This is a genomic window from Porphyromonas sp. C0041D3 (assembly GCF_056590575.1).
Map to the genome: position 1 here is coordinate 17,261 of NZ_JBWPWJ010000013.1, position 23,140 is coordinate 40,400.

18 protein-coding genes are annotated in these 23,140 nt (G+C 58.7%); 13 read left to right on the forward strand and 5 right to left on the reverse strand.

The features are described 5' to 3' along the window. Positions 1 to 11: 11 nt before the first annotated feature. Positions 12 to 1,679 carry a C10 family peptidase gene (locus AC1EKE_RS07790; protein ID WP_480308943.1) on the reverse strand — a complete coding sequence of 556 codons (1,668 nt, stop codon included), beginning with the start codon at positions 1,677 to 1,679 and terminating at the stop codon, positions 12 to 14. Positions 1,680 to 2,035: 356 nt separating this feature from the next. On the opposite strand from AC1EKE_RS07790, the gene AC1EKE_RS07795 reads away from it, so the two are divergent. From AC1EKE_RS07795 to AC1EKE_RS07805, 3 genes are read left to right on the forward strand one after another with little or no spacing between them, the layout of a single operon-like run. Then, positions 2,036 to 2,395, forward strand: coding sequence for a hypothetical protein (locus tag AC1EKE_RS07795; RefSeq protein ID WP_480308945.1), 360 nt, complete (start codon positions 2,036 to 2,038; stop codon positions 2,393 to 2,395). Further along, positions 2,382 to 3,002: a DUF4230 domain-containing protein gene (locus AC1EKE_RS07800; RefSeq protein ID WP_480308947.1), complete on the forward strand. Its 621-nt coding sequence runs from the start codon at positions 2,382 to 2,384 to the stop codon at positions 3,000 to 3,002. The genes AC1EKE_RS07795 and AC1EKE_RS07800 overlap by 14 nt, the downstream gene beginning before the upstream one ends. Next, on the forward strand, positions 2,995 to 3,627 hold the full coding sequence (locus tag AC1EKE_RS07805; protein WP_480308948.1) for a DUF4230 domain-containing protein: 633 nt from the start codon (positions 2,995 to 2,997) through the stop codon (positions 3,625 to 3,627). Before AC1EKE_RS07800 ends, AC1EKE_RS07805 begins: the two co-directional genes overlap by 8 nt. A 184-nt stretch (positions 3,628 to 3,811) precedes the next feature. On the opposite strand, the gene AC1EKE_RS07810 is transcribed toward AC1EKE_RS07805, so the two are convergent. The 3 genes from AC1EKE_RS07810 to mtaB are packed head-to-tail and all read right to left on the reverse strand — an operon-like array spanning position 3,812 to position 6,977. After that, positions 3,812 to 4,657 (reverse strand): hypothetical protein, encoded by an 846-nt coding sequence (locus tag AC1EKE_RS07810; RefSeq protein WP_480308950.1) that lies wholly within the window; start codon positions 4,655 to 4,657, stop codon positions 3,812 to 3,814. Beyond that, positions 4,654 to 5,664, reverse strand: coding sequence for a glycosyltransferase family 2 protein (locus tag AC1EKE_RS07815; protein WP_480308951.1), 1,011 nt, complete (start codon positions 5,662 to 5,664; stop codon positions 4,654 to 4,656). Before AC1EKE_RS07815 ends, AC1EKE_RS07810 begins: the two co-directional genes overlap by 4 nt. Next, positions 5,661 to 6,977 (reverse strand): tRNA (N(6)-L-threonylcarbamoyladenosine(37)-C(2))-methylthiotransferase MtaB, encoded by a 1,317-nt coding sequence (mtaB, locus tag AC1EKE_RS07820; RefSeq protein WP_480308953.1) that lies wholly within the window; start codon positions 6,975 to 6,977, stop codon positions 5,661 to 5,663. Before mtaB ends, AC1EKE_RS07815 begins: the two co-directional genes overlap by 4 nt. A 96-nt stretch (positions 6,978 to 7,073) precedes the next feature. Between mtaB and AC1EKE_RS07825 the strand changes: the two genes are divergently transcribed. The 8 genes from AC1EKE_RS07825 to AC1EKE_RS07860 all read left to right on the forward strand — a co-directional run bounded on the left by AC1EKE_RS07825 (position 7,074) and on the right by AC1EKE_RS07860 (position 17,300). Continuing rightward, the gene (locus tag AC1EKE_RS07825) at positions 7,074 to 8,018 is read left to right on the forward strand and encodes an ABC transporter substrate-binding protein (protein ID WP_480308955.1); all 945 of its coding nucleotides are present in this window, start codon (positions 7,074 to 7,076) and stop codon (positions 8,016 to 8,018) included. An 8-nt stretch (positions 8,019 to 8,026) separates the two neighbouring features. Beyond that, a complete protein-coding gene (locus AC1EKE_RS07830) occupies positions 8,027 to 8,725 on the forward strand; it encodes an ABC transporter ATP-binding protein (protein WP_480308957.1) in 699 nt (232 codons plus the stop codon). After that, entirely contained in the window at positions 8,722 to 9,474 is a 753-nt protein-coding gene (locus tag AC1EKE_RS07835; protein ID WP_480308959.1) for an ABC transporter permease, read from the forward strand. Before AC1EKE_RS07830 ends, AC1EKE_RS07835 begins: the two co-directional genes overlap by 4 nt. A gap of 20 nt (positions 9,475 to 9,494) precedes the next feature. Further along, positions 9,495 to 10,502 (forward strand): hypothetical protein, encoded by a 1,008-nt coding sequence (locus AC1EKE_RS07840; protein WP_480308961.1) that lies wholly within the window; start codon positions 9,495 to 9,497, stop codon positions 10,500 to 10,502. A gap of 49 nt (positions 10,503 to 10,551) precedes the next feature. Continuing rightward, the gene (locus AC1EKE_RS07845; protein ID WP_480308962.1) at positions 10,552 to 13,191 is read left to right on the forward strand and encodes a transglutaminase domain-containing protein; all 2,640 of its coding nucleotides are present in this window, start codon (positions 10,552 to 10,554) and stop codon (positions 13,189 to 13,191) included. Beyond that, complete coding sequence (locus AC1EKE_RS07850) at positions 13,188 to 15,104, forward strand: fimbrillin family protein (protein WP_480308963.1); 1,917 nt, start codon at positions 13,188 to 13,190, stop codon at positions 15,102 to 15,104. The genes AC1EKE_RS07845 and AC1EKE_RS07850 overlap by 4 nt, the downstream gene beginning before the upstream one ends. A 50-nt stretch (positions 15,105 to 15,154) precedes the next feature. Further along, positions 15,155 to 16,039 carry a carbohydrate kinase family protein gene (locus AC1EKE_RS07855; protein WP_480308965.1) on the forward strand — a complete coding sequence of 295 codons (885 nt, stop codon included), beginning with the start codon at positions 15,155 to 15,157 and terminating at the stop codon, positions 16,037 to 16,039. 106 nt (positions 16,040 to 16,145) lie between these two features. Then, positions 16,146 to 17,300, forward strand: a complete 1,155-nt coding sequence (locus tag AC1EKE_RS07860; RefSeq protein WP_480308967.1) for a M20 aminoacylase family protein — start codon at positions 16,146 to 16,148, stop codon at positions 17,298 to 17,300. A 149-nt stretch (positions 17,301 to 17,449) separates the two neighbouring features. On the opposite strand, the gene AC1EKE_RS07865 is transcribed toward AC1EKE_RS07860, so the two are convergent. Then, positions 17,450 to 18,832, reverse strand: a complete 1,383-nt coding sequence (locus AC1EKE_RS07865) for an ATP-binding protein (protein ID WP_480308968.1) — start codon at positions 18,830 to 18,832, stop codon at positions 17,450 to 17,452. Between the two features lie 468 nt (positions 18,833 to 19,300). Between AC1EKE_RS07865 and AC1EKE_RS07870 the strand changes: the two genes are divergently transcribed. Further along, positions 19,301 to 21,682: a TonB-dependent receptor domain-containing protein gene (locus tag AC1EKE_RS07870; RefSeq protein WP_480308969.1), complete on the forward strand. Its 2,382-nt coding sequence runs from the start codon at positions 19,301 to 19,303 to the stop codon at positions 21,680 to 21,682. 1,057 nt (positions 21,683 to 22,739) lie between these two features. Beyond that, the coding region (locus tag AC1EKE_RS07875; RefSeq protein ID WP_480308971.1) for an FAD-dependent oxidoreductase at positions 22,740 to 23,140 on the forward strand (401 nt) is incomplete at its 3' end.

A 23,140-nucleotide genomic window follows, 5' to 3' on the forward strand; every position in this document is an offset into this window, starting at 1 on the left:
CGATTTAGTGGTTACTTGATGACGACGACGTAGTCTTCTACCTCACCATTGAGCGTATTCTTCTGTGCTGAGGGTGCACCATCCAGAGACAGGTAGACGCGGATGCGGTGCGATCCATCGGAGATGATCTCGGGGATCTGGATGACGCCCTCGACAGGACCGGAGACCTTCTCGTGCTGAGCCAAGATCTCGTAGTCTGCGAAGTAGCCATCATTATCTATGTCCATCCAGATGCTGATCCATGCCGGCTTCACGTCTGCGGTAAAGGTGGGATTGATCAGGTAGGTGATACCCTTGCTCCGATCAGCCGGGATGATACGATCCGGGAAGCTTGTGTACGACTCGGGACCGGACGAGGTCTCCCTCCCATTGAAGCGGGTGAAGCTGAGGAAGGCGTAGAGCTGTGACAGACCGTAGGCGGGGGAGTAGACGATCTCCTCGACCTCTTCCTCCTCATCCCCGGGGACCGGATCGGTGTCGTCACCGGTGGCTGTGAGTGGCGGCTGGAAGTTCATCATCATATGCTGATACTTGCTAAAGCCACCACCGGTACCGCCACCGGTGCCGAGGGCGTCAGGATTGAGTGCATCGATGAGGAACCATCCGTCGGACATGCCACCCCAGCCCCAATTGACGTGGAAGAAGTCCTGGTCGGTATATCCATCGAGGACGAAGGCGTGACCGCCACCATCTCCCTGACCACCATAGAGCACCGGACGTCCCTTGTCGATCTCCCCCTTGACGCCTACGATCCACTCAGCAGCCCGAGTGTTTCCTCTCTGCTGGACGTACATATCCTTGGGGTAGCCGTAGTGGCGTGCGAGGGCACTCGGCACGTCTGTCATGACGGCACCGCTCTCCGGACCAAAGTTCATATTCATCGATATAGCCAGCCCGTAGAAGAACTTCTCCAGCATCGGGTTTCGCTCACTATTGATATTGGGCATCGCATCCCAGTGGATCTTGTAGTTGTAGTCGTGCCGGATCGGACCGAGATTTTTGTCCGTGTAGCTGTAGGAGCCCATGGCCTCAGAGGGGTAGGACCAAAACTTCATCACCTGACCGGTCGCAAGGGCGAGACAGCCGATGGCGTAGCCTCGCGGGAGGAGACCACCGGTGAACTCATCCTGATTCCATCTGGTGCGTAGCATCATCGGCACCACGACATGCCCCATACCGGGGACCTCTTCGCCCTCCTTGTATCGAGGATCGTCCTTTTCGGGATCATTAGCGGTGAGAGCCACTCTCGCCTCCCTGATCTGGTCGGAGAGTACGGAGAGGAAGGAGCGCATGTTGCGATTGTCCTTGCTGAAGTTGTTTTGCAGCGAGAAGCCCAGCACCGGGCTGGCCAGTCTTGTGGCGGAGACGATCACAAAGCCCCCCTTGTCGAGCTCATAGACGTAGTAAGCCGGTTGCTGATCTGTCTCCTTTTTCTCTGTGAGGGACAGGTCGTCAAGCAGCAGTGAGATCCGTGAGTCTGTGAGGGCTCTGAGGCCCGTGCTTTGGATGAATGACTCCGCCACTTGATGGGCATCTGCCTCTGAGACGAAGTAGGGGTCTTCAGTGACCACATCCTCCGGAGGGGTTGGTGATTGCATCTGCTGGGAGCAGCTGCACACCAGTACGGTGGCGATCGTGATGGTCGCCATCCTTAGTAAGGTAGAGAAGTGTTTGACCATGTTATGAAATGTAGATTAAGGTGTATGTCCTATGTGATTATGGTTGCTCGCTATGGGCCCCTTTGGGCACCTCACAAATCTATAGACAATTTAAGTGAAGTCAAACAAAGATCCTCAAATGCGGGTCTAATCTTCTTAATTTCCCGTCAATATGTCTACTCTTTTTACCATAATGCTATCTCCGACTGGCAATTTGAGTCAGTTGACTTTCTAATATAACTTAGAATCAAGGTGTGTATTTTCTAATTAGATGGGTTCATACGCCTTGTGGATCATCCTATGAGCGATCTCTCTTTATTTTGATAGCAAAGAGACTTTCGTCAGTAGGTAGGGAGTTGGTACCTTTGTTGGCAGATATGAATAATAAGTTTTTCTACACTGTCGGGTCGCTCGCCTGCCTGATCTCGCTCTTCCTGAGGGTGAGGGGCGACCGGCTGGATATGCCCGACGGCGGGCTGCCGTGGGTGATGCACCTGATGCACCTGCTGATCTGCGGCATTGCCCTCTACTACGTCTACAAGCGCCTGATGGAGAGACCGCGGATCAGTCTCCTTGCGGTCCTGATGCTGGGCGTCGGGGTGATCTTCAACCCCTTTTACGTCCCCGACTTCCCGCTCACCACGTGGCTGATCATCGAGATCACGTCGATGGTCCTTTTCTTTGTCTGCTCCCTTAGAGAGAAGCTTCCTCTCCCCGGTGATGATGAAAAAAAGTAGGCTCTCTTTTCTCCTATTTCTTTTCCTCCTCCTTGTCGGATGCGGTGAGGGCGTCCCTGACGATGAGGCGATCCTCGGTGAGGTCCGCTCAGTCCAGCACTTTGAGCTGACGGAGATGGAGCTGACGGAGAGCTTCATCATCCGCGGTAGCGGCACCACGATTGAGGGCATCCGATCTCTCAGCGAGGCGGCCGACTACGTCGACAACCTCCTCCGACCCGGCGACCGCATCGGGGTCTACTCCTTTACCCATACCGCCATCGCCTATATCGACCTGAGCGAGCTCGGTACCGATAAGGTGCGGGTGGAGGGGAAGAAGGTGTGGCTCACCCTGCCACCTGTGGAGGTGAAGCTCGCCGGACGCTCCCCCACGCTCGAGGTGCTGCACGAGCGGGTGACTGGCACAAAGAGGCCCATCACCTCAGGGGAGCGAAAGGAGCTGCAGGATGAGGCATCCCGGCGGACTGCTGCTCGGCTACGCCCGGGCAGTGCCACCTACGATATGCTGCGTCAGCGAGGGGAGCGACAGGCGACCGCCTACTTCCGGGGGTTACTGCACTCGCGCGGCTACGAGATGGTCCATATAGCTTTTGACCGCCATGAGTAAGCAGAGTAAAGGGCTGTACGTGATAGTCCTCATAGGGATCGCCCTCCTCATCATCGGAGGCGTCCTGGTCCTGCGGGGAGAGAGGGCAAAGGAGCGTACACGGCTCTCCCACCTCTACGATACCGTCATCACCGACATTACGGATGTGCTGCGGGTGACGGTGCTGGAGAGCGAGGAGGTGGTGCCGGTCCATTACCGCACCGGCCGGACTGAGGCCTTCGGGGTGGGGCACTATCGGACGAGGATCTACTTCGACGTGGAGCAGCTGGCGGCGGTGCAGCACGGGGATACGCTCTTCGTCCGGCTGCCCCAGCCTGAGGTGGCGATCCTTGAGGATGAGACTCGCGGCTTCGTCTTAGTCGATGTCTGGAGCCGTGACTTGGGGACCAACCTCATCGGTCCAAGGCTCTCGACGCAGCAGGAGAATGCGATGCGGCTGAGAGCGGTCGAGGAAGCGCGACGTCGCGTCTCCTCGGCAGAGAATCTCTCCCGCGCTCGGAGCGAAGCGGGAGCAGTCCTTGCCGATATGCTCTCCATCGTCCCCGGCACCGTCATCGTCTACACCTCCCCCTTCGATGCCCTGCCGGACGACCCCGACCGGGTGCTGATGCCTAAGAAAAATTGACCGCTTGAGACCTTTGCATAATACCCCATCTGCAGCGTCACTTTCGAGATTCGTGCTTGGTCATGTGCGTAAGCACACTCCCTTCGCTCTCACTCTCAGTTCCTTGCATCTGGGGTATTCTGCAAAGTCCCTGCCGAAAAAGCGGTGCTTTTTCGGCGAAAGACCATTATGCAAAGGTCTTAGCTTATTCCTTCTGCGAGGTGCTGAGGTGAGCCTTGGCACCGAAGTGGGCGGCTCGGGCGGTGGCGGCTTCCACTTCGCCCTCCGCATTCTTTATCCCTACGTAGGTGCGGAAGTAGAGGTAGGTGGCGCTGATCGCCTCGCGTGCTCGGGCATCGAGGGTAAAGCTCTTCCCCTGAGGACCGAAGGAGGCCCGGATGGCAGACGATGCCGGGGTGGCGTGGACAAAAGCACCCAGCCGCTCAGAGGCCTCGAGGGAGAGGGTCAGCCGCTCGTGGGTCACGCCACCGGTGCGGAAGCGGTAGTTGAGCGCCTTATCGTAGGGGATGGTGTCGCTGAGGACATAGGTCCCGCCGGTCTCCTCCATCAGTCTGAGGTAGGTGACGCCCTGAGCCTTGGGGGCTGAGGTGCCGGCGATGAGCTGGATCTTGCCGTCTGCCTTGATATACGCATCGAGGAAGTTTGCCTCAGGATTAGCAGCTGAGGGGTCGTAGCCCTTGTACCGGAGGATGTTCTCATCCGGCATACGGGGGTACTCGATCAGCTTGAAGAGCCGCTGCAGCGAGTCGAGGCGGGCGACGCCCTCCTCGGCGAGCGAGGTCATCCGGATCGAGTCTCTCTTTGCCGTGGCCGTACGGACCAGCTGCTGCAGGTGGAGTGCCACCTTACGCGTCTCCACGGCACCGCTGTAGGTGCGGTGGAGAGAGTCGAGGAGCTGAGCAGAGTGGCTGTAGTCGGAGTCCTGATAGGCGATCTGCGCCTCCGCAAGGAGCTGCTTGGCGGCGCGCTCCTCCTTGCTGACGCAGCCGGTGAGGAGCAAGAGGATGATAAGTGCAAGTGTCGGTCTCATGGTGATAGTCTGTCGTAGGTATGGTGTCCTCGGAGGTGATACTCGAGGAGAATGGATCTATGATAAAGTCGGCTGTAGGCGCGCTCCGGGTCGCCGCCACTGCGCACGGGGCGGAGCTTCCGCAGCTCCCGCCTGGCACGCAGCACGGCCCGGGCATCACCGAGGTGCCCGCAGAGGAGGAAGTGGAGAGCGGCGATGTGGTCGAGCAGCCACCGCTTCCGCAGCGTGGAGCGGAGGACCCGCGAGGGGAGATTCTTCCGCAGCATCAGGATGTTGTTTCGGAAGTTGAGGAAGGTCTTCCGTGGGTTGTCGGCGCTGAGCGACTTCCCACCCCAGTGGTAGACGACGCTCTCGGGGATGACGTATAGGTCGTGCCCGGCAGCCTGCCACCGCCAGCAGAGGTCGATCTCCTCCTGATGAGCGACAAAGGTCTCGTCCAGTCCTCCGGCGGCGAGGTAGGCCTCCCGTCGGCAGAGCATACAGGCACCGCTGGTCCAGAAGACCGGCATCGGCTCCCGCCCATACTGTCCGCGATCCTCCTCGAGGGTGGAGAAGAGTCTCCCTCGGCAGAAGGGGTAGCCCAGCCGATCCATATAGCCTCCGAGAGCGCCGGCATACTCCAGCCGCTCAGGCTCACGCTCCCAGCGGATCGTCGGCTGGACGGAGACCACCTCGGGATGGCTGTCGAGGAAGGCGACCAGCGGCTCCAGCCAGCCCTTGGTCACGAGGACGTCGTCATTGAGGAGGCAGATGTAGTCGTACCCCTCCAGCTGAGCGATGGCGCGATTGTACCCGGCGGCGAAGCCAAGGTTGCTCCCGAGCGGAAGCGCCACCGCCCGAGGGTAGTCCCGCGCCAGTATCTCGAGGGAGTCGTCCGTGCTGCCGTTGTCCGCCTCGATCACGTCTGCCAGCTCCGGATCGGTATGCTCGAGTAGGGTCGGGAGGTAGTGTGGGATCAGCGTGGAGCCGTTCCAGTTGAGTACGACGACGGCAACCTTTTTCCTCATACCGGTACGCCCTCCACCAAGTCCGGATGTCCCTGCACCACGTGATCTGCCTGGACCTTGACCACCTCGCCCACGAGCCCCGGCTGATAGGGGATCCGGACGCGGAGATAATTCTCTGTATAGCCATAGAGCCACTCTTGCTCCTCCGGCTCCTCCACCAGCAGCCGCCTCTCGCTCCCAACTTGGCTCCGGGTGAAGTGGCTCAGCTTGTGGTCGCTGATGGTGATCAGCCGATGTGCACGTCGGTGCTTCTCCTCAGGCGATACCACCGGGGTGATCCGCAGCGCTGCGGTGCCCTTTCGCTCGCTGTAGGGGAAGACATGGAGCTTGGAGACCGGCAGTCCGGCGATGAAGGCAGCGCTCTCCTCGAAGTCCGCCTCCTCCTCGCCCCGCATGCCGACGATCACGTCGACGCCGATGTAGGCGTCCGGCATGAGCCGGTGGATCAGCTCCACCTTGTGGGCAAAGACCTCCCGCCGGTAGCGCCGCCGCATCAGCCGCAGCACCTTATCCGAGCCGCTCTGGAGTGGGATGTGGAAGTGTGGGGCAAAGCGCTTGCTACCCCTGACGAAGTCGATGATCTCGTCGGTGATGAGATTGGGCTCAATGCTCGAGATGCGAAAGCGGTCGATCCCCTCCACATTGTCTAATGCCTCTAAGAGCCGGAGGAAGGAGCTCCCGGTGTCTCGCCCGAAGTCGCCCACATTGACCCCCGTCAGGACGATCTCCCGCCCGCCGTGCGCTGCCACCTGCTCGGCTCGGCGAACGAGGTCCGCCACTTCGCCACTGCGGCTGTGACCGCGAGCGAAGGGGATCGTGCAGTAGGAGCAGCAGTAATCGCAGCCGTCCTGCACCTTGAGGAAGTGACGCGTGCGTCCCTCCGACGAGACACTGGGGACGAAGGTGGTCGCCTCCTCATACGGCGACACCTCCACCGTATCGACTGCGCTCAGGTGGTCGAGGTAGTGGAGGAGTGCGCCCTTCTCCTTTGCTCCCAGCACCAGATCGACGCCGGGAAGCTTGGCGTACCGCTGCGGCTGGAGCTGAGCCGAGCAGCCGGTGACGACGATCACCGCATCGGGATGGTCGCGGTGAGCGCGGCGGATCAGCTGGCGACTCTTCCGATCCGCCACCGAGGTAACGGAGCAGGTATTGACGAGCACCAGGTCGGCAGGTTCGCCCTCCTGGGCGAGGACCATGCCCCGCTCCAGGAGTGCCTGCCCGAGGAATGAGGTCTCGGCAAAATTGAGCTTACAGCCCAGCGTGCAGAGGGCGACGCGCCGCCCCGTGTATGTAAATCCTTGCTCACTCATAAGTAGCACAAAGGTACCAAAAAGCGTCCCGCCTTCTATCTCGGGGCTTTTGGGTATCTTCGCTGAGAATATATGTTAAATGAGCCATACCGTATTATGAAGAAGTCTAAGTCTTTACTAGTACTAACTGTCGCACTGCTGCTCACCCTTGCCGTCTCCGCCTGTGGGGGACAGCGGAAGGAGAGCAAGCAACTGCCCCCGCTTAAGATCGGTGCGATGTCCTCGATGGACTACTTGCCCTACGTGGTGGCTGAGAAGATGGGGATCTACGACTCACTCGGTCTGGAGGTGGAGATCGTCAAGTTTTTCTCCGCCAACGATCGGGATGCCGCCTTCCGTGCCGCTCAGGTGGATGGCACGGTCATCGACTATACCGGTGCCGCGATCCAGCATGCCGCCGGGATGCCTCTCGCACTCATCACAGCGCACGATGGCTACTTCGAGATGATGGCAACCGGCGGGCTCACCACCATGGAGGATCTGAGAGGAAAGAAGGTGGGCGTCTCCCGCAATACCGTGATCGACTACTCTACCGACCTGATGCTCCGCACCGCAGGCATGGAGCCGACGGACGTCGAGAAGCCGGAGGTAAATAAGATCCCCCTTCGGCTCGAGATGATGGTCGGAGGAGAGCTGGACGGCTCGGTCTTCCCCGATCCTTTCATCACCATCGCGAAGTCTAAGGGCTTCGCCTCCCTCTCTTCCACGAAGGCTCTCGGCATCTCTGTCACCGGTACGATGATGCGGCGTGAGGCTCTGGACGAGAAGGCGGAGTCGGTGAAGCTCCTCCTCAGGGGGTACAATCTCGGCGTTGACTACCTCCTCTCTCATCCCCGCTCGGAGTGGCAGTCGATCCTCGTCGAGGACGCCGGCATCCCCGAGGGACTGGCTGACCGGGTCACCCTGCCGGACTATCGTCATGCGGCGCTCCCCTCAGCCAAGGATATGGAGGAGACACTCGCCTGGCTCCATGAGCACGATCTCGTCCCGGCGGACTATACCGGTGAGGGACTGGTCGATGGCTCGTACCTCCCTCAGTAACCGAGCTTATGAGTCGGGTGACGATCGACCGGCTCTCGGTCGCCTATAAGGGGCGACGAGGCGAGACGGTGGCGGTAGAGAATCTCTCCCTCACGCTTGATGACGGGGAGATCCTCGGGCTTACCGGCCCCTCGGGGTGCGGTAAGTCTACGCTCCTCCACGTCCTCTCGGGGATCATCACTGACTATGAGGGGACCGTGCTGATCGATGACCTGCCCCCGGATCCCAAGGTCCACTCTGTGGCGCTGGTGCCGCAGGGCTTTGCCCTCCTCCCGTGGATGACGGTGCGAGAGAATATTCTCCTTCCCCATACGCTAGGAGGAAAGGAGTGTCCCAATCTCTCCCACCTAGATGAGGTGCTGGAGACCCTCGAGATCGCCCCCTTCGTCGATCGCTATCCGCGCGAGTTGAGTGGCGGGCAGCGACAGCGGGTCGCTTTAGCGAGGGCGATGGTGCAGGACCCGGACCTGCTGCTCCTCGATGAGCCCTTCTCGGCACTCGACATCGGGACGGCAGAGCGGAGTAGGGCGCTCCTGCAGCACTTCCGCCGCAGGCTCGGATTGACGACGATCCTCGTCAGCCACAATGTCGAGGAGATCACCGGACTCGCGGAGCGAGTGATCGTCATGGGTGGCACGCCGGGACGCATCCTCTCTGAGACGAGAGGGGCATCGGCGGAGCGCCTCGCAGAGGAGATCAAGTCATGAGACCGGACAGCATCACCTACCGCTTCCTCGTCGGCACGCTGCTGATCAACGTGATCTGGTACGTCGCCTACCTCCTCATCGGAGAGGGGGCCTTGATCTCGCCTCTGGTGGTATACCGTCATCTGCCGGCGCTCCTGGCGGGGAAGATGGGACCGCACCTCCTGGCGAGTCTCTACCGGATCCTCCTCGGCATCCCCATTGCGCTACTCCTCGGTCTGGTCATCGCCTGGCTGATCTACAGCTATCGCCCCTTCGGACGGGCGATGAACGCCCTCACCTACCTCGCCTATCCGATCCCCAAGCTCGCCCTCCTGCCTATCGTCATGCTGATCGCTGGGCTGGGGGACGGAGGCAAGGTAGCGATGATCGTCCTGATCCTGATCTTCCAGGTGATCGTCAACGTCCGCGACAGCCTCACGAATATCCCCCGGGAGAGCTTCCACATTGCCCGCTCTCTTGGTGCCGATCGGTGGCGTATCCTGCGGTACATCCTCCTGCCGGCTGCGCTGCCGGATATCCTCTCCACCCTACGTGTCGCCATCGGCACGGCGATCTCGGTCCTCTTTGTCACCGAGACCTACGGCACGGAGCGCGGCATGGGGTACTTCATCACAGATGCGTGGATGCGCTTTGACTACATCGATATGTACGGCGGCATTGTCGTCCTGAGCATCACCGGATTTATTCTATTTATCCTCACAGATATAGCAGAGGAGCGCTTCTGTCGCTGGCGCTCTGCAGGTCACTAAATGCACTTCTTTTTTATCTTATGAAAAAAGTACTACTCTCACTTCTCCTCCTCCTCCTGACGCTGGTGCCGGCCCTATCGGCACAGGGGCACCACCACTTCAATAAGGGAAAGCGTCTCGAGATCCATGGGTATGGTCAGGTCTACTACGATGCCCTCTTGGGACCGGGGAAAAATTCTTTTGGCGTCAATAAGTCGGAGCTTATGGGGACGATGCGCATCACCGACCGGTGGAGTGCGGCTGTCCTCTTTCAGCTCAATAGCCCCGCGATACTCAAGGAGCTCCACATGTCCTACCGCTTTGCCCCAGAGCTGAGTCTCCGCGTGGGGCAGATGAAGACGCCCTTCGGGCTGGAGAACCAGGTGGCTCCTTTCCTCAATCCGCTGAGCCTTGGCGGGACCATGCCGACGGTCTACTTCGCCGGCGTGGGGATGGATCCGCTCTACTCGGGCACCTCCGGGCGGGACATTGGTCTCGAGCTGTCGGGTGACCTCTGGGGTAGGGTGCTCTCCTACAAGCTGGCGGTGATGAATGGTCAGGGGATGAACACCCTCGACCTCGGCACCTCCAAGATGTATGGCGGTGCGCTCTACCTACGCCCCACCTCCATGCTGACGCTCCATGCCTCTTACCTCGGTGGTGAGCTCCACGCGATGGGGGCCGGCAAGGGCATAGAGGCGGGTGCTCCCTATATCCGCCACCGTGTCAGCGGCGCCGTACAGCTGACTACCAAGCCGGTCTCCCTTACGGGTGAGTATATGTATGGCAAGGATGCCGAGGTCAGTGGTCAGGGTGCTTACCTCACCGCTGTGGCACACATGACCAAGCGATACGACTTCGTCGCCTCTGTCGACTACCTCAAGACCGGTATGGGTCCCGGCAGTCTCCTCACCAGCACGCTCGGCGTGCAGCATTGGTTTGGCAAGCTCTCCCGCTGGCAGCTGGAGTACCGCCTCGTCGCTCCGCAGGGTGAGGGACACGGACCGATGGACCACCACATCCGGATGCAGTTCCAGTTCGGCTTCTGACGGTTAAGTTTTTCTGGCTAACTTTGGTCTGTAAATAAAACCGTTAGCCATGAATAGACTTACACCCCTTACTCTTCTACTCGCTCTGACTCTCTTCGCCACCTCATGTGGCGGGGGTCGGAGCGAGTCGCTTTTTCCCTCAGACGTGATGACTCGTGCGGAGAAAGCCCTCGAGACGAAGATCGATACCCTCGGCATCGTCTCTCCGACCGACTCTCTCCGCTTCGTCGACGTGACCGCCGAGGAGCGGGACGCCATGACCTACCTCTACGCCTATATGAGTCTGCCGGACCTGATGGATCACAGCATTGCCTACCATCTGGATAATGTCCGGGTGACGCTGCGGGCAAGGGAGGAGATGCCGTGGGGGAAAAAGGTCCCCGGGACGCTCTTCCGCGCTTTTGTCCTCCCCAAGCGGGTCAATAACGAGGTGCTGGATGACTTCCGGACCACCTACTACGATGAGTTGTCTGCCCTCGTCGATACCATGACCATGGAGCAGGCGGTGCTGGCGCTCAATCGCTGGGCCCATAAGCACATCACCTACCAGCCCTCCGATGGGCGGACCTCCAGCCCCATAGCCACGCTGCGGAATGCCCTCGGGCGCTGCGGCGAGCAGAGTACCTTCGTCGTCGCTGTGCTCCGTACCGTCGGCATCCCGGCGCGTCAGGTCTATACGCCCCGCTGGGCGCATACGGACGACAACCACGCCTGGGTCGAGGCTTGGGTCGATGGTAAGTGGCACTACCTCGGCGCAAGTGAACCTGCCCCCGTGTTGGACAACGCCTGGTTTGACGCCCCGGTGATGCGGGCGATGATGCTCCACACCACCGCCTTCGGTGACTACGATGGCGACGAGGAGGTGCTGAGCAAGAACGATTGCTTCACCGAGCTCAATGTGACGCCCAATTACATCCGCACCGCACCGATGACCGTCCGCGTCCTGGACGAAACCGGTAAGCCGGTCGAGGGCGCCACCGTCACCTACCGCATCTACAACTACGCAGAGCTCTATCCTCTCGTCACACGAACAACCGATGCTCGAGGGGAAGCGGTGACCAACCTCGGTCTCGGGGATGTGGTGATCTTTGCCTCTATGGGCAAGGACCGAGTGGCGATGGAGAAGATGACCAATAAGGAGGGTGGCAGCACCCTCGAGCTGACCCTCCGTCCGCTCGACACCATCCCGGCAGAGCAGCACCTGCGACTTACTCCACCGGTGGAGCAGACGCCGGAGGTTCGCTATACCGAGGCTCAGGCGGCAGAGAATGCCCGCCTGCTCGCCGAGGAGGATGCGGTCCGTGAGGCGTACACCTCCACCTTCCCCACAGCAGAGCAGGCCGCCTCGTTGGCGGACCGGCTGGGCGCCACTGGTGAGGATCGCACCCTGCTCCTCGACCTTTTCCCCAAGAGCCGCGGCTACCACGCCACGGTAGAGAGCTTCCTCCGCCACTCGGCTGAGAGCGGTCGTCTGCATCACGCGCTGCTCCTCCTCTCCTCGCTTACCGAGAAAGATCTCCACGACGTCTCCATCACCGCCCTCGAGCAGGTGCTCGACCGCGATCTCACCGATGCCGAGTGGCAGGAGCCGATGATCTACTGCCCGCGAGTCCTAGACCGCGAGCCGATAGCGCCCCAGCAGCCGGAGCTGGATCTGATCTGTGAGCAGATCCTCGGCAGTGAGGAGCTCAGCCGAGAGGAGCGGGTCACCCGGATCCTTGAGCGGGTGGGACAGCTCGCCTACGACAAGCAGTACAATCCCCTCAACCTCCCGATGACGCCCGCCTCCACCTGGATCTTACAGCGAGGCAACCAGCGCTCCCTCACCGTCCTGCTGATCCGACTGCTCCGCACGGTCAAGGTGCCGGCATGGTTTGACTTCGGCAACAGCGTCGTCCGCTACCGCGATGACGAGGGTAGGGAGCGGGTGATCCCATTCTTAATGGAGGAGAAGGAGTCCGCTGCTGCCGACTGCCCCCTACAGCTCACCTACGAGCAGGGGACGAATACCGTTCGCACGCCCCACTACACGTCTCACTTCACCGTCGGCTACTTTGATCCTGCTGACGGACAGATGAGCACCTACTACTTTGATGACATGGTCCCCTACACCGATCTGCAGGGCAAGTCGCTCCTCTATCCGGACAATTTCCTCCTCACCGGCAGCAGGCTTGCAGACGGCACCGTCCTCGCCTCCATCCGCAGGATGCGCTGCGGAGAGCCTATGGCGATCGACTTCGATCGGGAGGAGGGCGCCCTGGCAGTGATCGGCAACTTTGACTCCGAGTCGCTCTATCAGGATCTCGAGGGCGAGGAGCGCTCACTCCTCAGCACCACCGGGCGGGGCTACTACCTCCTCGTGCTGGCACGCGATGCCCACGAGCCGTCCGACCACATCCTCCGAGACCTCGGTGCCATCGCTGACCGGTCCGGCAAGTTGCCCATCCCGACCGTGGTGCTCACGCGACAGAAGCCCTCTGAGACGCTTCACGGCCTCCTTCCGGGGGCTGCCTGGGGTGTAGATACCCAGGGACTGGATAAGGCGCTTGCAGAGGGTCTGGAGCGCTCCCTACCACTCGACTACCCGGTGGTGATTGTTGCCGATACCTTCAATCGTGTCGTCTACTTCCACCAGGGCTACACCATTGGTATAGGCGAGCAGATCGCTAATGTCCTCTCACGGTTATGAAAAAATACTCCTACCTCACGCTCCTGACCCTCCTCCTACTCCTCCCCGCGTGCCAAAAGCAGGCGGAGCTGATCGAGGAGCCCGATGGGCGTATCTACCCCGACTTTGTCGCCACGGTGCCCCTCCTCCGTGTCCTCAATGACCGGTGGGAGGCAGGCGATCAGATCGGGATCTTCTCCTCACGCGAGACCGATGTCCCCTACGTCACGGCGCATGGGGACGGCACCTTTGCCCCTCGCGGTGATCGGCGTATCTCCATGGCTCCTGAGGGGGAGACCTTCCACGCCTACTACCCCTACAGCTACGGCGGTGGGGGATCTGTCTCCTTTGACCTGCGAGACCAGTGTCCTCTGCTCTATGGGGAGGGGAAAGGGATTAAAGGAGAGACGAAGGTGGCGCTCTCCTTCTCCCACCGACTCTCGCAGCTTCGGGTCCGCCTTGTCTCCGAGATCGAGGGGCTGGACCTCTCCGATGCGAGGGTGGAACTGCAGGGCTACCGCTCCGGTGGAGTGATGGAGAAGCGGAGTGGCATCATCGATCCGGGGACCGCTGTCCACCCGCTCCCATCGTCACGGATCGGCAATACCTTCCTCACCTACATCCTGCCCGGTGAGACCATCGGTGATCCCGCCCATAAGATACAGATCGAGGTGGGGACCAAGTCCATTCTCCTCAGTGAGCCCGCCATTAGCGGGGTCGCCGAGACGGAGAGTGGCAAGTACTACGAGATCGTCCTGCATCTCAGGCGTACCCCCTCCGAGCCGAACACCGTCGATCTCTCAGCCTCTATCCGCTCCTTTGTGGAGGGCGGTACGATCGAGGGGGATATCTTCATCGACCCCGAGCCCTCCACCAAGAGGTCTATCCTGCTGGAGGAGCACTTTGACTCCTCCCTCGGTGAGATGACTAACCACACAATCTTGGGCAAGGGGATCGGATTTGAGGCCGTGGAGGGGTGCGCCGTCGTCACCGGTCGCCGCATAGGGATGACCAAGATCCTCCTAATGTCTCCCGCCCTTGACTTCACAGACATCTCAGGGGCGACTCTCTCCTTTGTCCACAGCATCAGCAGGGGGAAGCGTCCGTCTGAGGAGCAGATGCTCTACGTGACGACGGAGGAGATCACGCCCGACTACCCCGAGGAGGCGCGCTGGACGCGGGTGGAGATCCCCAAGTACCCCGAGGCGGGGTCAGAGGACTTTGTGGCCAATTCGATTCCCCTCCCCGACTTTGTCTACGGGCAAAAGCAGGTACGCTTTGCCTTCGTCTACAAGAGCAGAGACTACCAGGAAGCACTCTGGCGTATCGATGATGTGGTGCTGAGGGTAGGGGAGCGTGACACCCCGCAAGAGGACTCCGCCACCCCGGATCCCGGGGTCAAACCGACCGAGGGGCTGCTCTTCCCCGGGGCTGACTGCGAGAGCGAGCCTAACCTCCGCACTGCGCTCGGCAAGCAGGGTCTCCGCTCCTATGCGATCCTCTCTCGCGACCACGCCTATCCCGATCGGGGGCAGGTCCTCTCAGTCGTCAAGCAGCTGAGTGGCAACGACTACCTCCTTTCCTTCAAGGGTGCTATCCCCTCCGGTGCGAGGTTGCTCACTTTTCTGCTCAAGGGTGCCAGCTCCGCCCGCTCCCTCTCCGTCAATGTCTACGGTGATCACCTCGGCACCAATGGTCAGCAGAGCTACGTCTGCTACAATCTTGGTGAGGTGTCATCGCATGATAAGGTGCTTCGGGCTGAGCCGCGAAATCTCTACAAGGGGACCATCGACACGCGAGGTCAGTGGATCACGGTCACGCTGGACCTCACCTCCGTCGATCTCAATACGGATCCCGCGCGGGAGATGCTTGCCATCAAGCTAGGCGGTGCATCCGATGTCGCTCTGATGCTGGACGACTTTCGCTTCCGATAGATCCGCTCCGTATAGACTTCGGATCTAACACCCCCAGTAGCCAGTTTATTATGAAGCAAGAAAAAATGGTCGTCGGGATTGGCGAGGCCCTTTGGGATGTACTCCCCGAGGGAAAGAAGATTGGTGGCGCTCCGGCCAACTTTGCCTACCACGTCTCTCAGCTCGGGCTATCAAGCTGTGTCGTCAGTGCCGTCGGTGAGGACGCTCTGGGCAGTGAGATCCTGGATAACTTCAGCGCCAAAGGTCTCTGCACCCATATCGCCACCGTCCCTTACCCGACCGGTACGGTACAGGTGGAGATCGATCAGGTCGGTGTCCCTCAGTATGTCATCCGAGAGGGTGTCGCGTGGGACAATATCCCCTTTACGGCCGACCTTAAAGCTCTCGCACAGAGGACCACCGCTGTCTGCTTCGGCTCTCTGGCGCAGAGGAGTAGCGTCTCTCGCGCGACCATCAACCGCTTCATCGATGAGATGCCCAAGGAGAAGGACACCCTGATCGTCTTCGACGTGAATCTCCGGCAGGGATTTTTTACCAAGGAGATCCTCGATCAGTCGATGAAGAAGTGCAACGTGCTGAAGATTAATGATGAAGAACTGATCGTCATCAGCCGGCTGCTCGGCTATCCCGGTACCGACCTCCGGAGCAAGTGCCGGGCCTTGCTCGATCGGTACCACCTCCGGATGCTGATCCTGACCTGCGGCGTCAATGGCAGTCACATCTTTACCCCGGGGGATATCTCCTACCAAGCGACCCCTGAGGTAGAGGTGGCGGATACCGTCGGAGCCGGGGACTCCTTTACTGCTGCCTTCGTGGCGAGTATCATAAGGGGAATGTCTGTCTCGGAGGCGCACCGGAGGGCTGTAGAGGTCTCTGCCTACGTCTGCACTCAGGCAGGCGCCATGCCGACCCTCCCCGCCGAGTATACCACCTGACGCCTCCCCCGAGGAAGTGATATCTGTCTGGTGCTGCTCGCCGTTGCCGTGAACTGTATCACCGTTTTCGTACACTCCCCCATTTCGTTTTGAGTATAAAAAGCATATGAAAGTTAGAGAAGAGATAGAGGCCCTCGCTCCAAGGATGAGGGAGTGGCAGGAGCACCTGCATAAGCATCCCGAGGTAGCTCTTGAGGAGGTCAACTCCGCGAAGTACATTGCCTCAGAGCTTCGTGCCATGGGCTATGAGGTGGAGGAGGGTATCGGTACCACTGGATTGGTGGCTACGCTCAAGGTGGGCAACGGCTCCAAGAACCTCGGTATAAGGGCGGAGTTTGACGCACTCCCCATAGAGGAGGTCAATGAGCTCCCCTACCGAAGCGTCATTGAGGGCAAGTCGCATCTCTGTGGGCACGATGGGCATACCGCCATGCTGCTCGGAGCAGCCAAGTACCTGATCGATACCAGGCGCTTCAGTGGCACCCTGACACTTATATTCCAGCCAGCCGAGGAGACCATGCAGGGAGGCCCCGGCATGATCGCAGATGGGCTATTCGAGCGGTACCCGGTGGATGCCGTCTTTGCGATGCACAATATCCCCGGTCTCGAGAAGGGTAAGCTCTACTTCCGAGAGGGAGCCACCATGTCGGCCGTGGATAATTGGGAGATAGAGTTGGTCGGTAAGGGCTCGCACGGCTCTATGCCCGAGCTGAGTATCGACCCCGTGGTGGCAGGGGCTTCGCTCGTGATGGCACTCCAGACCATCGTCTCACGCAACCTCAGCCCCTGGCACAATGCCGTCGTCACCATTGGGGCCTTTATCGCTGGAAATGCGGGCAATGTGATTGCCAATAGTGCCATCCTACGTCTCTCAATACGCAATATGATTGCCGAGGATCGGGAGTTGGTGCTACGTCGTATCCGTGAGATCACCAAGGCCCAAGCAGAGTGCTATGGCTGTACCTACGAGATCAGGGAGGGTCAGCCCGGGGCTGTACTCGTCAATACCCCCGAGGAGACTGCCTTTGCCACTCAAGTAGCAATAGATACTTACGGAGAGGAGAATGTGGTCAATCCAGCCGCCTCCTTTATGAGCAGCGAGGACTTTGCCTTTATGCTCCGGGAGAAGCCCGGCTCCTATCTGATGATTGGAAATGGGGATACCCCAATGGTGCATCATCCCAAGTACATTCTGGATCAAGAGATTTTCCCCATCGGAGCCAATTACTGGGTTTCGCTCGCTGAGGCCTACCTGAAGTAGCGACCAGTCACATACGCCCTCGGCTCCCCCTCTCCTGAGATAGGCTATGGCGTGATGGGATAGGGGAGGGGTGCCACGCTGCCGTCTGATAGTGCGACGCCCTCGCGGGTCAGAAACCCAATCATAGACGAGTGGCCTTAGGAGGTATCTTATGGAAGCATAGACGCTATGATGTCTTTGGGATAATAACAGGGGACGTCAGCCTTTGTTTCTGTTTTGAGGAACAATATCGTGTGTACCTTTTGCCCCTTCTTTACGAAGGGTAAGCGGCCGGCACGGCTTGTTAATTGCTCATATACGCTCTGTGCCTCGTCACGCTCTCGCCATTTACACTCTGCCACGAGGATGTGCTTCTTGTCTATTGACTCAGCTACAAGGTCAAGCTCCACATGCTCATAGTCGTTGCTACCATTCTCTTTGGGTATGCCGCCCCACCACCGTGAGGCGATGCCATAGACTACACCATCGATTTCATTACCTGTGACGAAGTCGCGACAATTCTTTTCCCATTTCTGACCAACGTATGTACTGAAGTCCTTACGGATGATATCCATTACGAGATCCTGGCGGTCTAGCTCGATAAGATATCTATTGGGATTGATAAACCTGTAGTAAAAGGAGAGGAAGTTGTCACCAAGGCGATACAGTCCTTTCTTGCTGCTCTTTGGGTTGTCCCCAAAGGGGATATCTTTCTCCACATAGCCCAAGTCGGTCAGTATGCTGATGGGCTGGGAGAGGTTAGTAGCAGGCTGCTGCATACGACCGGCTATTTCCGAAATACGATTTACTCCATTGCCCACCGTAGTAAGCAGGGAGAAAGACGTAGCCGTATCTCTACGCTCATCACGGAGCAAGCGAGTTGGTTCGTCGTACAGTGTGCCATAGTTATTGACTAGCAGATGGCGCACCGCCTCTTCCATGCTGTTATAGTCGGCACGAAGTTCCCAGTAGCGAGGCACACCGCCCCAAATAGCATATTCTTCTATGGCTTCTTGGTCAGAGCAGTGCAAGGCTTCTTTTATATAAGGCAAGCGCAGTTGCTTTAGCTTGGGCTGCCACGCACAGCGTTGATATAGAGGAGACTTCTCATTGAGGACCAGTGAGTGCATCATCAGCTGGGAGGAACCACACAGGATCAGATTGTATTTCAGCCTTTTGTTGTCCACTAATCTTTGGATGATGGAGGGCAGTGAGGGATCGCTCTTGACGAGGTAGGAAAACTCATCTAAGCAGACCGATGTGTTATCCCCTGCATATAGATTGACGGAGGTAAGCACTGTCTCCCAGTCGTTGTAGGATACTCGATCAAAGCCGTCAAAAGTAAAAGAAACAGTCTTGGCAAAGGAGTCGATCTGTTGCTGAGTCTGTGCTTCTTCGCTCAGATGGTACACATCCTGTTCGGTCAAAACATGCTTGATGAGTTCTGACTTTCCGATGCGCCGCCTACCATAAATCACAATCAGCACAGGCCGGCTAAGGCTTAGCGAGCGCTTGAGTGCAGCTGTTTCTTCTACCCTGTCTATAAATTTCATACCCTCAATAATTATCTTTGTCAAACATTATCTTTCGCAAAGATAATAACTTGATCGGTACCAACACACAAAATCACCGATGAATTTTGCTCCGCCAAAAACTATGTTTGACAAAGATAATGTTTGGCGAACATAATAAGGCCGGTTCGCAGTCTGCTGAACTGGGAGGGAGCGGAGAAAGAGATCGCATTTGCTGTGGAGACCATAATAGAACGGTGTCCAATGCCCGGTGGATCAGGGCTTGTCTAATACCGATATTAGTGAAGTCTAATATCGGTATTAGGCGTCTCTAATATCGGTATTAGAGATTTCCCTGAGGAGTGGGCTGCTCACGTAGGGATGGCGGAAAGCAACGCTGCAGATCGCATTCGTGTAGTCTGCAGAAGTGTGCAACTGAGTTGCGAGCGATAGTACCTACCTTTGCTGGTGATAAGGGGAGGCGATTCAGTACACAATAGATAAGTTTTAATGAGGCGATTATTTTTATTGATCTCCCTGCTGATGATGGTAGGGAGCTTGGAAGTTTCGGCACTAGATCTCCGTGTAGTAGTGTATGACGAAGCCGGGGAGCCCATCCCCTACGCCACCATCAAGGTGAAAAGTATTGACGGCAGCAAGGTGCTCACAGGAGGTGTAACCCGTGACGATGGCTCCTTCACTCTACAGATCGAGCAGCATCAGCTACCCCTCTTACTCGAGGCAAGCTTGATCGGCTTCACCCCCAAGGAGGTGAGGTGCGAAAGCTCCACCGACTACAAGATCATACTACAGGAGAGTGCCTTAGAGCTGGCGGAGCTCTCCGTAACCGCCAATCGTATCACACACCGGATGGTCGCCGGCGGTATCAGCACCTCCATAGAGGCCTCTCCGCTCGCAAATCTATCGGACGTCTATAGTGTGCTCAGAGGCGTGCCACTCGTCGAGATCGAGGGGACCGAAGTCCGGGTAGCTGGCAAGGGGACCCCCATCATCTACATCAACGACCGACTGATGACCGACCCCAATCAGCTGCGCAATCTCAAGCCCTACCTCATCCGCGACATAGAGGTGCTCACCAATCCCGGAGCCAGGTATAGCTCCTCCACCGAGTCGGTGATCAAGATCTACACCAAGCGCGAGCAGGGCACCGGTCTCAGTGGCGAGGTAAAGCTCGATCTAAATAATCAGATAGGTAGCCCCATGGGTTATCAGCCCTACCTTCGGCTCAATTATCGGCTCAATAACTGGGACTTCTTTACCAGTGTCATGTACAAGGACGAGCAGACCAATCACTCCTTCCCCTCTCTGCGCACTCATGGCAAAACCGATCAAAGCGAGTGGATCAATCAATCCACCACCAAGCACAAGGAGGGTGTACAGACACAGGAGTATACGGTGGGCATCAATTACGAAGATGAGGTGCAGAGCGCAGGCTTCAGATACCGCATTGCCGCCGATAAGGAGGACTCCTGGATGTTCTCCGACCTCACCAGCAACCACCTCAGGCCCACACCCGAGGCGGTGGAGCGCTACTTTGGCAAATCACAGACCCTCAAGCCCTGGAATGCCTCACACCGCCCCAATCTCTACTACCTGAGGAGGTTTGGGGACTGGAGGGCACAGATCGACCTCGACTACTTCCAGACCGGTATGAGCCACTCCACCGAGAGGGCAGCAGAGGGACACACGGAGGCGTACGAGCTCTCCGGTGTGGAGAATAGCCATGGGGCGAAGTACCAGTCTGCAGGAGGACGCTTGGACATCTCCGGACCACTCTGGGGCGGACGCCTCGAGATGGGTGGCGAGTACACTAGGGTCCATAACCGCTTTTACAATCATCTCGATGCCAGCCTCAGTCTCACCGACCTCGACACCGAGCAGCGGGAGCAGCTACTGGCTCTCTACTTAGAGTATCAGCGCAAGATAGCCTCCGAGTGGAGTGCCACCGCAGGCTTACGTATGGAGCACCTCGAAAATAAGTATATCGACAAGGGGGTACTGGATCCCGATAAGAGCCATACCACCACCAATCTATTCCCCACACTGGCAGTCTCAGGCCGCCTCTGGGGTGTGCGCACCGAGCTCTCCTTCAGGAGCCGGATCAATCGACCAAGCTACGTACAGCTACAGCCACAGTACCTCTACGTGAGCCGATACGAGTACAAGGTGGGTGACCCCAACCTCAAGGACGCCATCGACTACTCCACCTCTCTCACCCTCAGTAAGAGCTGGCTTACCACCATTCTCAGCCACATCTATAGCCGCGACTGTCTCACCCCGGAGACCGCCCTCTTTACCGACCCCACCACCGGAGTCGTGCGGCCCTATATCACCCTATACAAGACTGTCAACGCCCCTCCACACCATGCTCTCTCGGCGGCGATGGTAGCCAGCCCTACGATTAAGTGGTGGAAGCCCACCTTCACTCTGCGCCTCTCCAAGATGATCGGCTACGACCTCTGGAACTTCGAGGAGCGGATCACCAATCGTAAGCCCACCCTCGCCCTCAGCGTGGCCAACCAACTGACGCTCCCCAGGGATATCAGCATGGTATTCAACGTCGGCTACACCCCATTTGGCAACGAAGACAATATGGAGTTCACCGCCCCCATCCTCACCAGCTACGCCGAGATCTCCAAGCAGTGGCTCAAGGAGAAAAATCTCCTCACCACCCTCTCCATCAGCAACCTCTTCAATACCACCCACTCTGTGCGTACCGCCACCAGGTACAGCGTGATGGAGTCCACCGAGCACGTGCCACCACGTATTGCCTTCACTATCTCCTACCGATTCAATAGCTCCAAGGACAAGTACCAAGGCACCGGCGCCCTCGAGTCAGTCATCGACCGTATGAATGCGGGACACGACTAACCAGTGCACCACCGCTAGGGCACCTCACCAGAGGTAACAAGCCCGGTCAGGGGTGACGCATGCTTATGATGCGCCCGATCCCTCAGGGGCAGAGCCTCGTAGGGATCATCGCTTCCTAGCCCGGGTCTCGAGGCACGAAGTGCCGAAGACCTCGGGAAAGATATACGACCCCGCCAGGGTGTCGCACTGCTTGAATAGGCAACAAGTGCGACACCCTGGCGGGGTCGCTGGAAAGGGGGATTTCTGCTCGGCGACCCACAAGGGGTCGAAGGGATAGGGGAGGGCCTCGGCACATCGGTCACCGCTTCGCGGATGACCGATGCCTATGGAGCGAGCACCCTTCGGGTGCCTCCCGGATGTGCCCCCCTTGGTATATGATTAGAGGCTGTTGCACGAAGGCGATCTGCTGCGTTGCTTTCGGAATTCGGCCTCGGTCACGTACGTGAGTACGCTACCTTCTGCCTCATCCTCAGCGCCTTGCATATCATCCTTCGTGCAAAGTCTCAGCACATTTGAAACAAATGTGCGAGAATGGCACTTCGTGCAACATTCTCAATTACCCTAATGCTCTAATGCGCCACCCCTGGGGCTGCCGGGACGGGTGTCCAAGGGTGACGCATTTGAGTAGCACAGAAGTCCATCAACTCATTATGAAGGGTGGGGAACGAGGCACCCCGGCAGGGGTGCACGGTGTTTAGCCACGGGTCAAGGGGCGTAGCCCCGAAGACCCGTGGACCGGGCTCGCAAGCAATCCTCGACCCCGTCAGGGTGTCGCACTGATTGTCTGACTGGGTAAGTGCGACACCCTGGCGGGGTCGTATATCTTTCCCGAGCTCTTCTTTCCCGGAGTCTTCGGGGCTTCGCCCCTCGACATCCGGGCTAAAGTCCGGTGATCCCTCCGGGGCTTAGCCCCTGCGGGATCGGCAGGCTTGTGCTTTAGGAGAGGAGTCTCGCGCCGCAGTTCTCCTTTGCATAGCTGTAATGCTCTAATACGTCAGCCCTGGCGCTGCCGGGATAGGTGTCACGCGACGGCGCAAATCTGCGTATCTTTGTAGGTATGAGACTATCCTATGACATTATCGTGGTCGGTGCCGGCCATGCCGGCTGTGAGGCGGCCCATGCGGCTGCCCTGCTCGGCTCCCGTACCCTCCTCATCACTATGGATCTCGACAAGATCGCCCAGATGTCGTGCAACCCCGCCGTGGGGGGCATCGCCAAAGGGCAGATCGTGCGCGAGCTGGATGCCCTCGGCGGCCTGATGGGGGTCATCACCGATAGGTCGTCAATGCAATTTCGGATGCTCAATAGGAGCAAGGGACCTGCGATGTGGAGCCCTCGCTCTCAGAGCGATAGGGGGCGCTTCTCCCACCTCTGGCGGACTTATCTCGAGCAGACGCCCAACCTCTCCCTCTGGCAGGATGCTGTTGTGCAGCTGCTCCACGAGGGTGGGGAGGGTGG

Bases quoted from the DNA above. Each gene is read 5' to 3' on its own strand.
- AC1EKE_RS07805 (WP_480308948.1), top strand. From the start codon at position 2,995: ATGAGTAAGCAGAGTAAAGGGCTGTACGTGATAGTCCTCATAGGGATC.
- AC1EKE_RS07790 (WP_480308943.1), bottom strand. From the start codon at position 1,679: ATGGTCAAACACTTCTCTACCTTACTAAGGATGGCGACCATCACGATC.
- AC1EKE_RS07825 (WP_480308955.1), top strand. From the start codon at position 7,074: ATGAAGAAGTCTAAGTCTTTACTAGTACTAACTGTCGCACTGCTGCTC.
- AC1EKE_RS07845 (WP_480308962.1), top strand. From the start codon at position 10,552: ATGAATAGACTTACACCCCTTACTCTTCTACTCGCTCTGACTCTCTTC.
- AC1EKE_RS07830 (WP_480308957.1), top strand. From the start codon at position 8,027: ATGAGTCGGGTGACGATCGACCGGCTCTCGGTCGCCTATAAGGGGCGA.
- AC1EKE_RS07865 (WP_480308968.1), bottom strand. From the start codon at position 18,832: ATGAAATTTATAGACAGGGTAGAAGAAACAGCTGCACTCAAGCGCTCG.
- AC1EKE_RS07815 (WP_480308951.1), bottom strand. From the start codon at position 5,664: ATGAGGAAAAAGGTTGCCGTCGTCGTACTCAACTGGAACGGCTCCACG.
- mtaB (WP_480308953.1), bottom strand. From the start codon at position 6,977: ATGAGTGAGCAAGGATTTACATACACGGGGCGGCGCGTCGCCCTCTGC.
- AC1EKE_RS07810 (WP_480308950.1), bottom strand. From the start codon at position 4,657: ATGAGACCGACACTTGCACTTATCATCCTCTTGCTCCTCACCGGCTGC.
- AC1EKE_RS07800 (WP_480308947.1), top strand. From the start codon at position 2,382: ATGAAAAAAAGTAGGCTCTCTTTTCTCCTATTTCTTTTCCTCCTCCTT.
- AC1EKE_RS07860 (WP_480308967.1), top strand. From the start codon at position 16,146: ATGAAAGTTAGAGAAGAGATAGAGGCCCTCGCTCCAAGGATGAGGGAG.
- AC1EKE_RS07840 (WP_480308961.1), top strand. From the start codon at position 9,495: ATGAAAAAAGTACTACTCTCACTTCTCCTCCTCCTCCTGACGCTGGTG.
- AC1EKE_RS07870 (WP_480308969.1), top strand. From the start codon at position 19,301: ATGAGGCGATTATTTTTATTGATCTCCCTGCTGATGATGGTAGGGAGC.
- AC1EKE_RS07835 (WP_480308959.1), top strand. From the start codon at position 8,722: ATGAGACCGGACAGCATCACCTACCGCTTCCTCGTCGGCACGCTGCTG.
- AC1EKE_RS07795 (WP_480308945.1), top strand. From the start codon at position 2,036: ATGAATAATAAGTTTTTCTACACTGTCGGGTCGCTCGCCTGCCTGATC.
- AC1EKE_RS07855 (WP_480308965.1), top strand. From the start codon at position 15,155: ATGAAGCAAGAAAAAATGGTCGTCGGGATTGGCGAGGCCCTTTGGGAT.
- AC1EKE_RS07850 (WP_480308963.1), top strand. From the start codon at position 13,188: ATGAAAAAATACTCCTACCTCACGCTCCTGACCCTCCTCCTACTCCTC.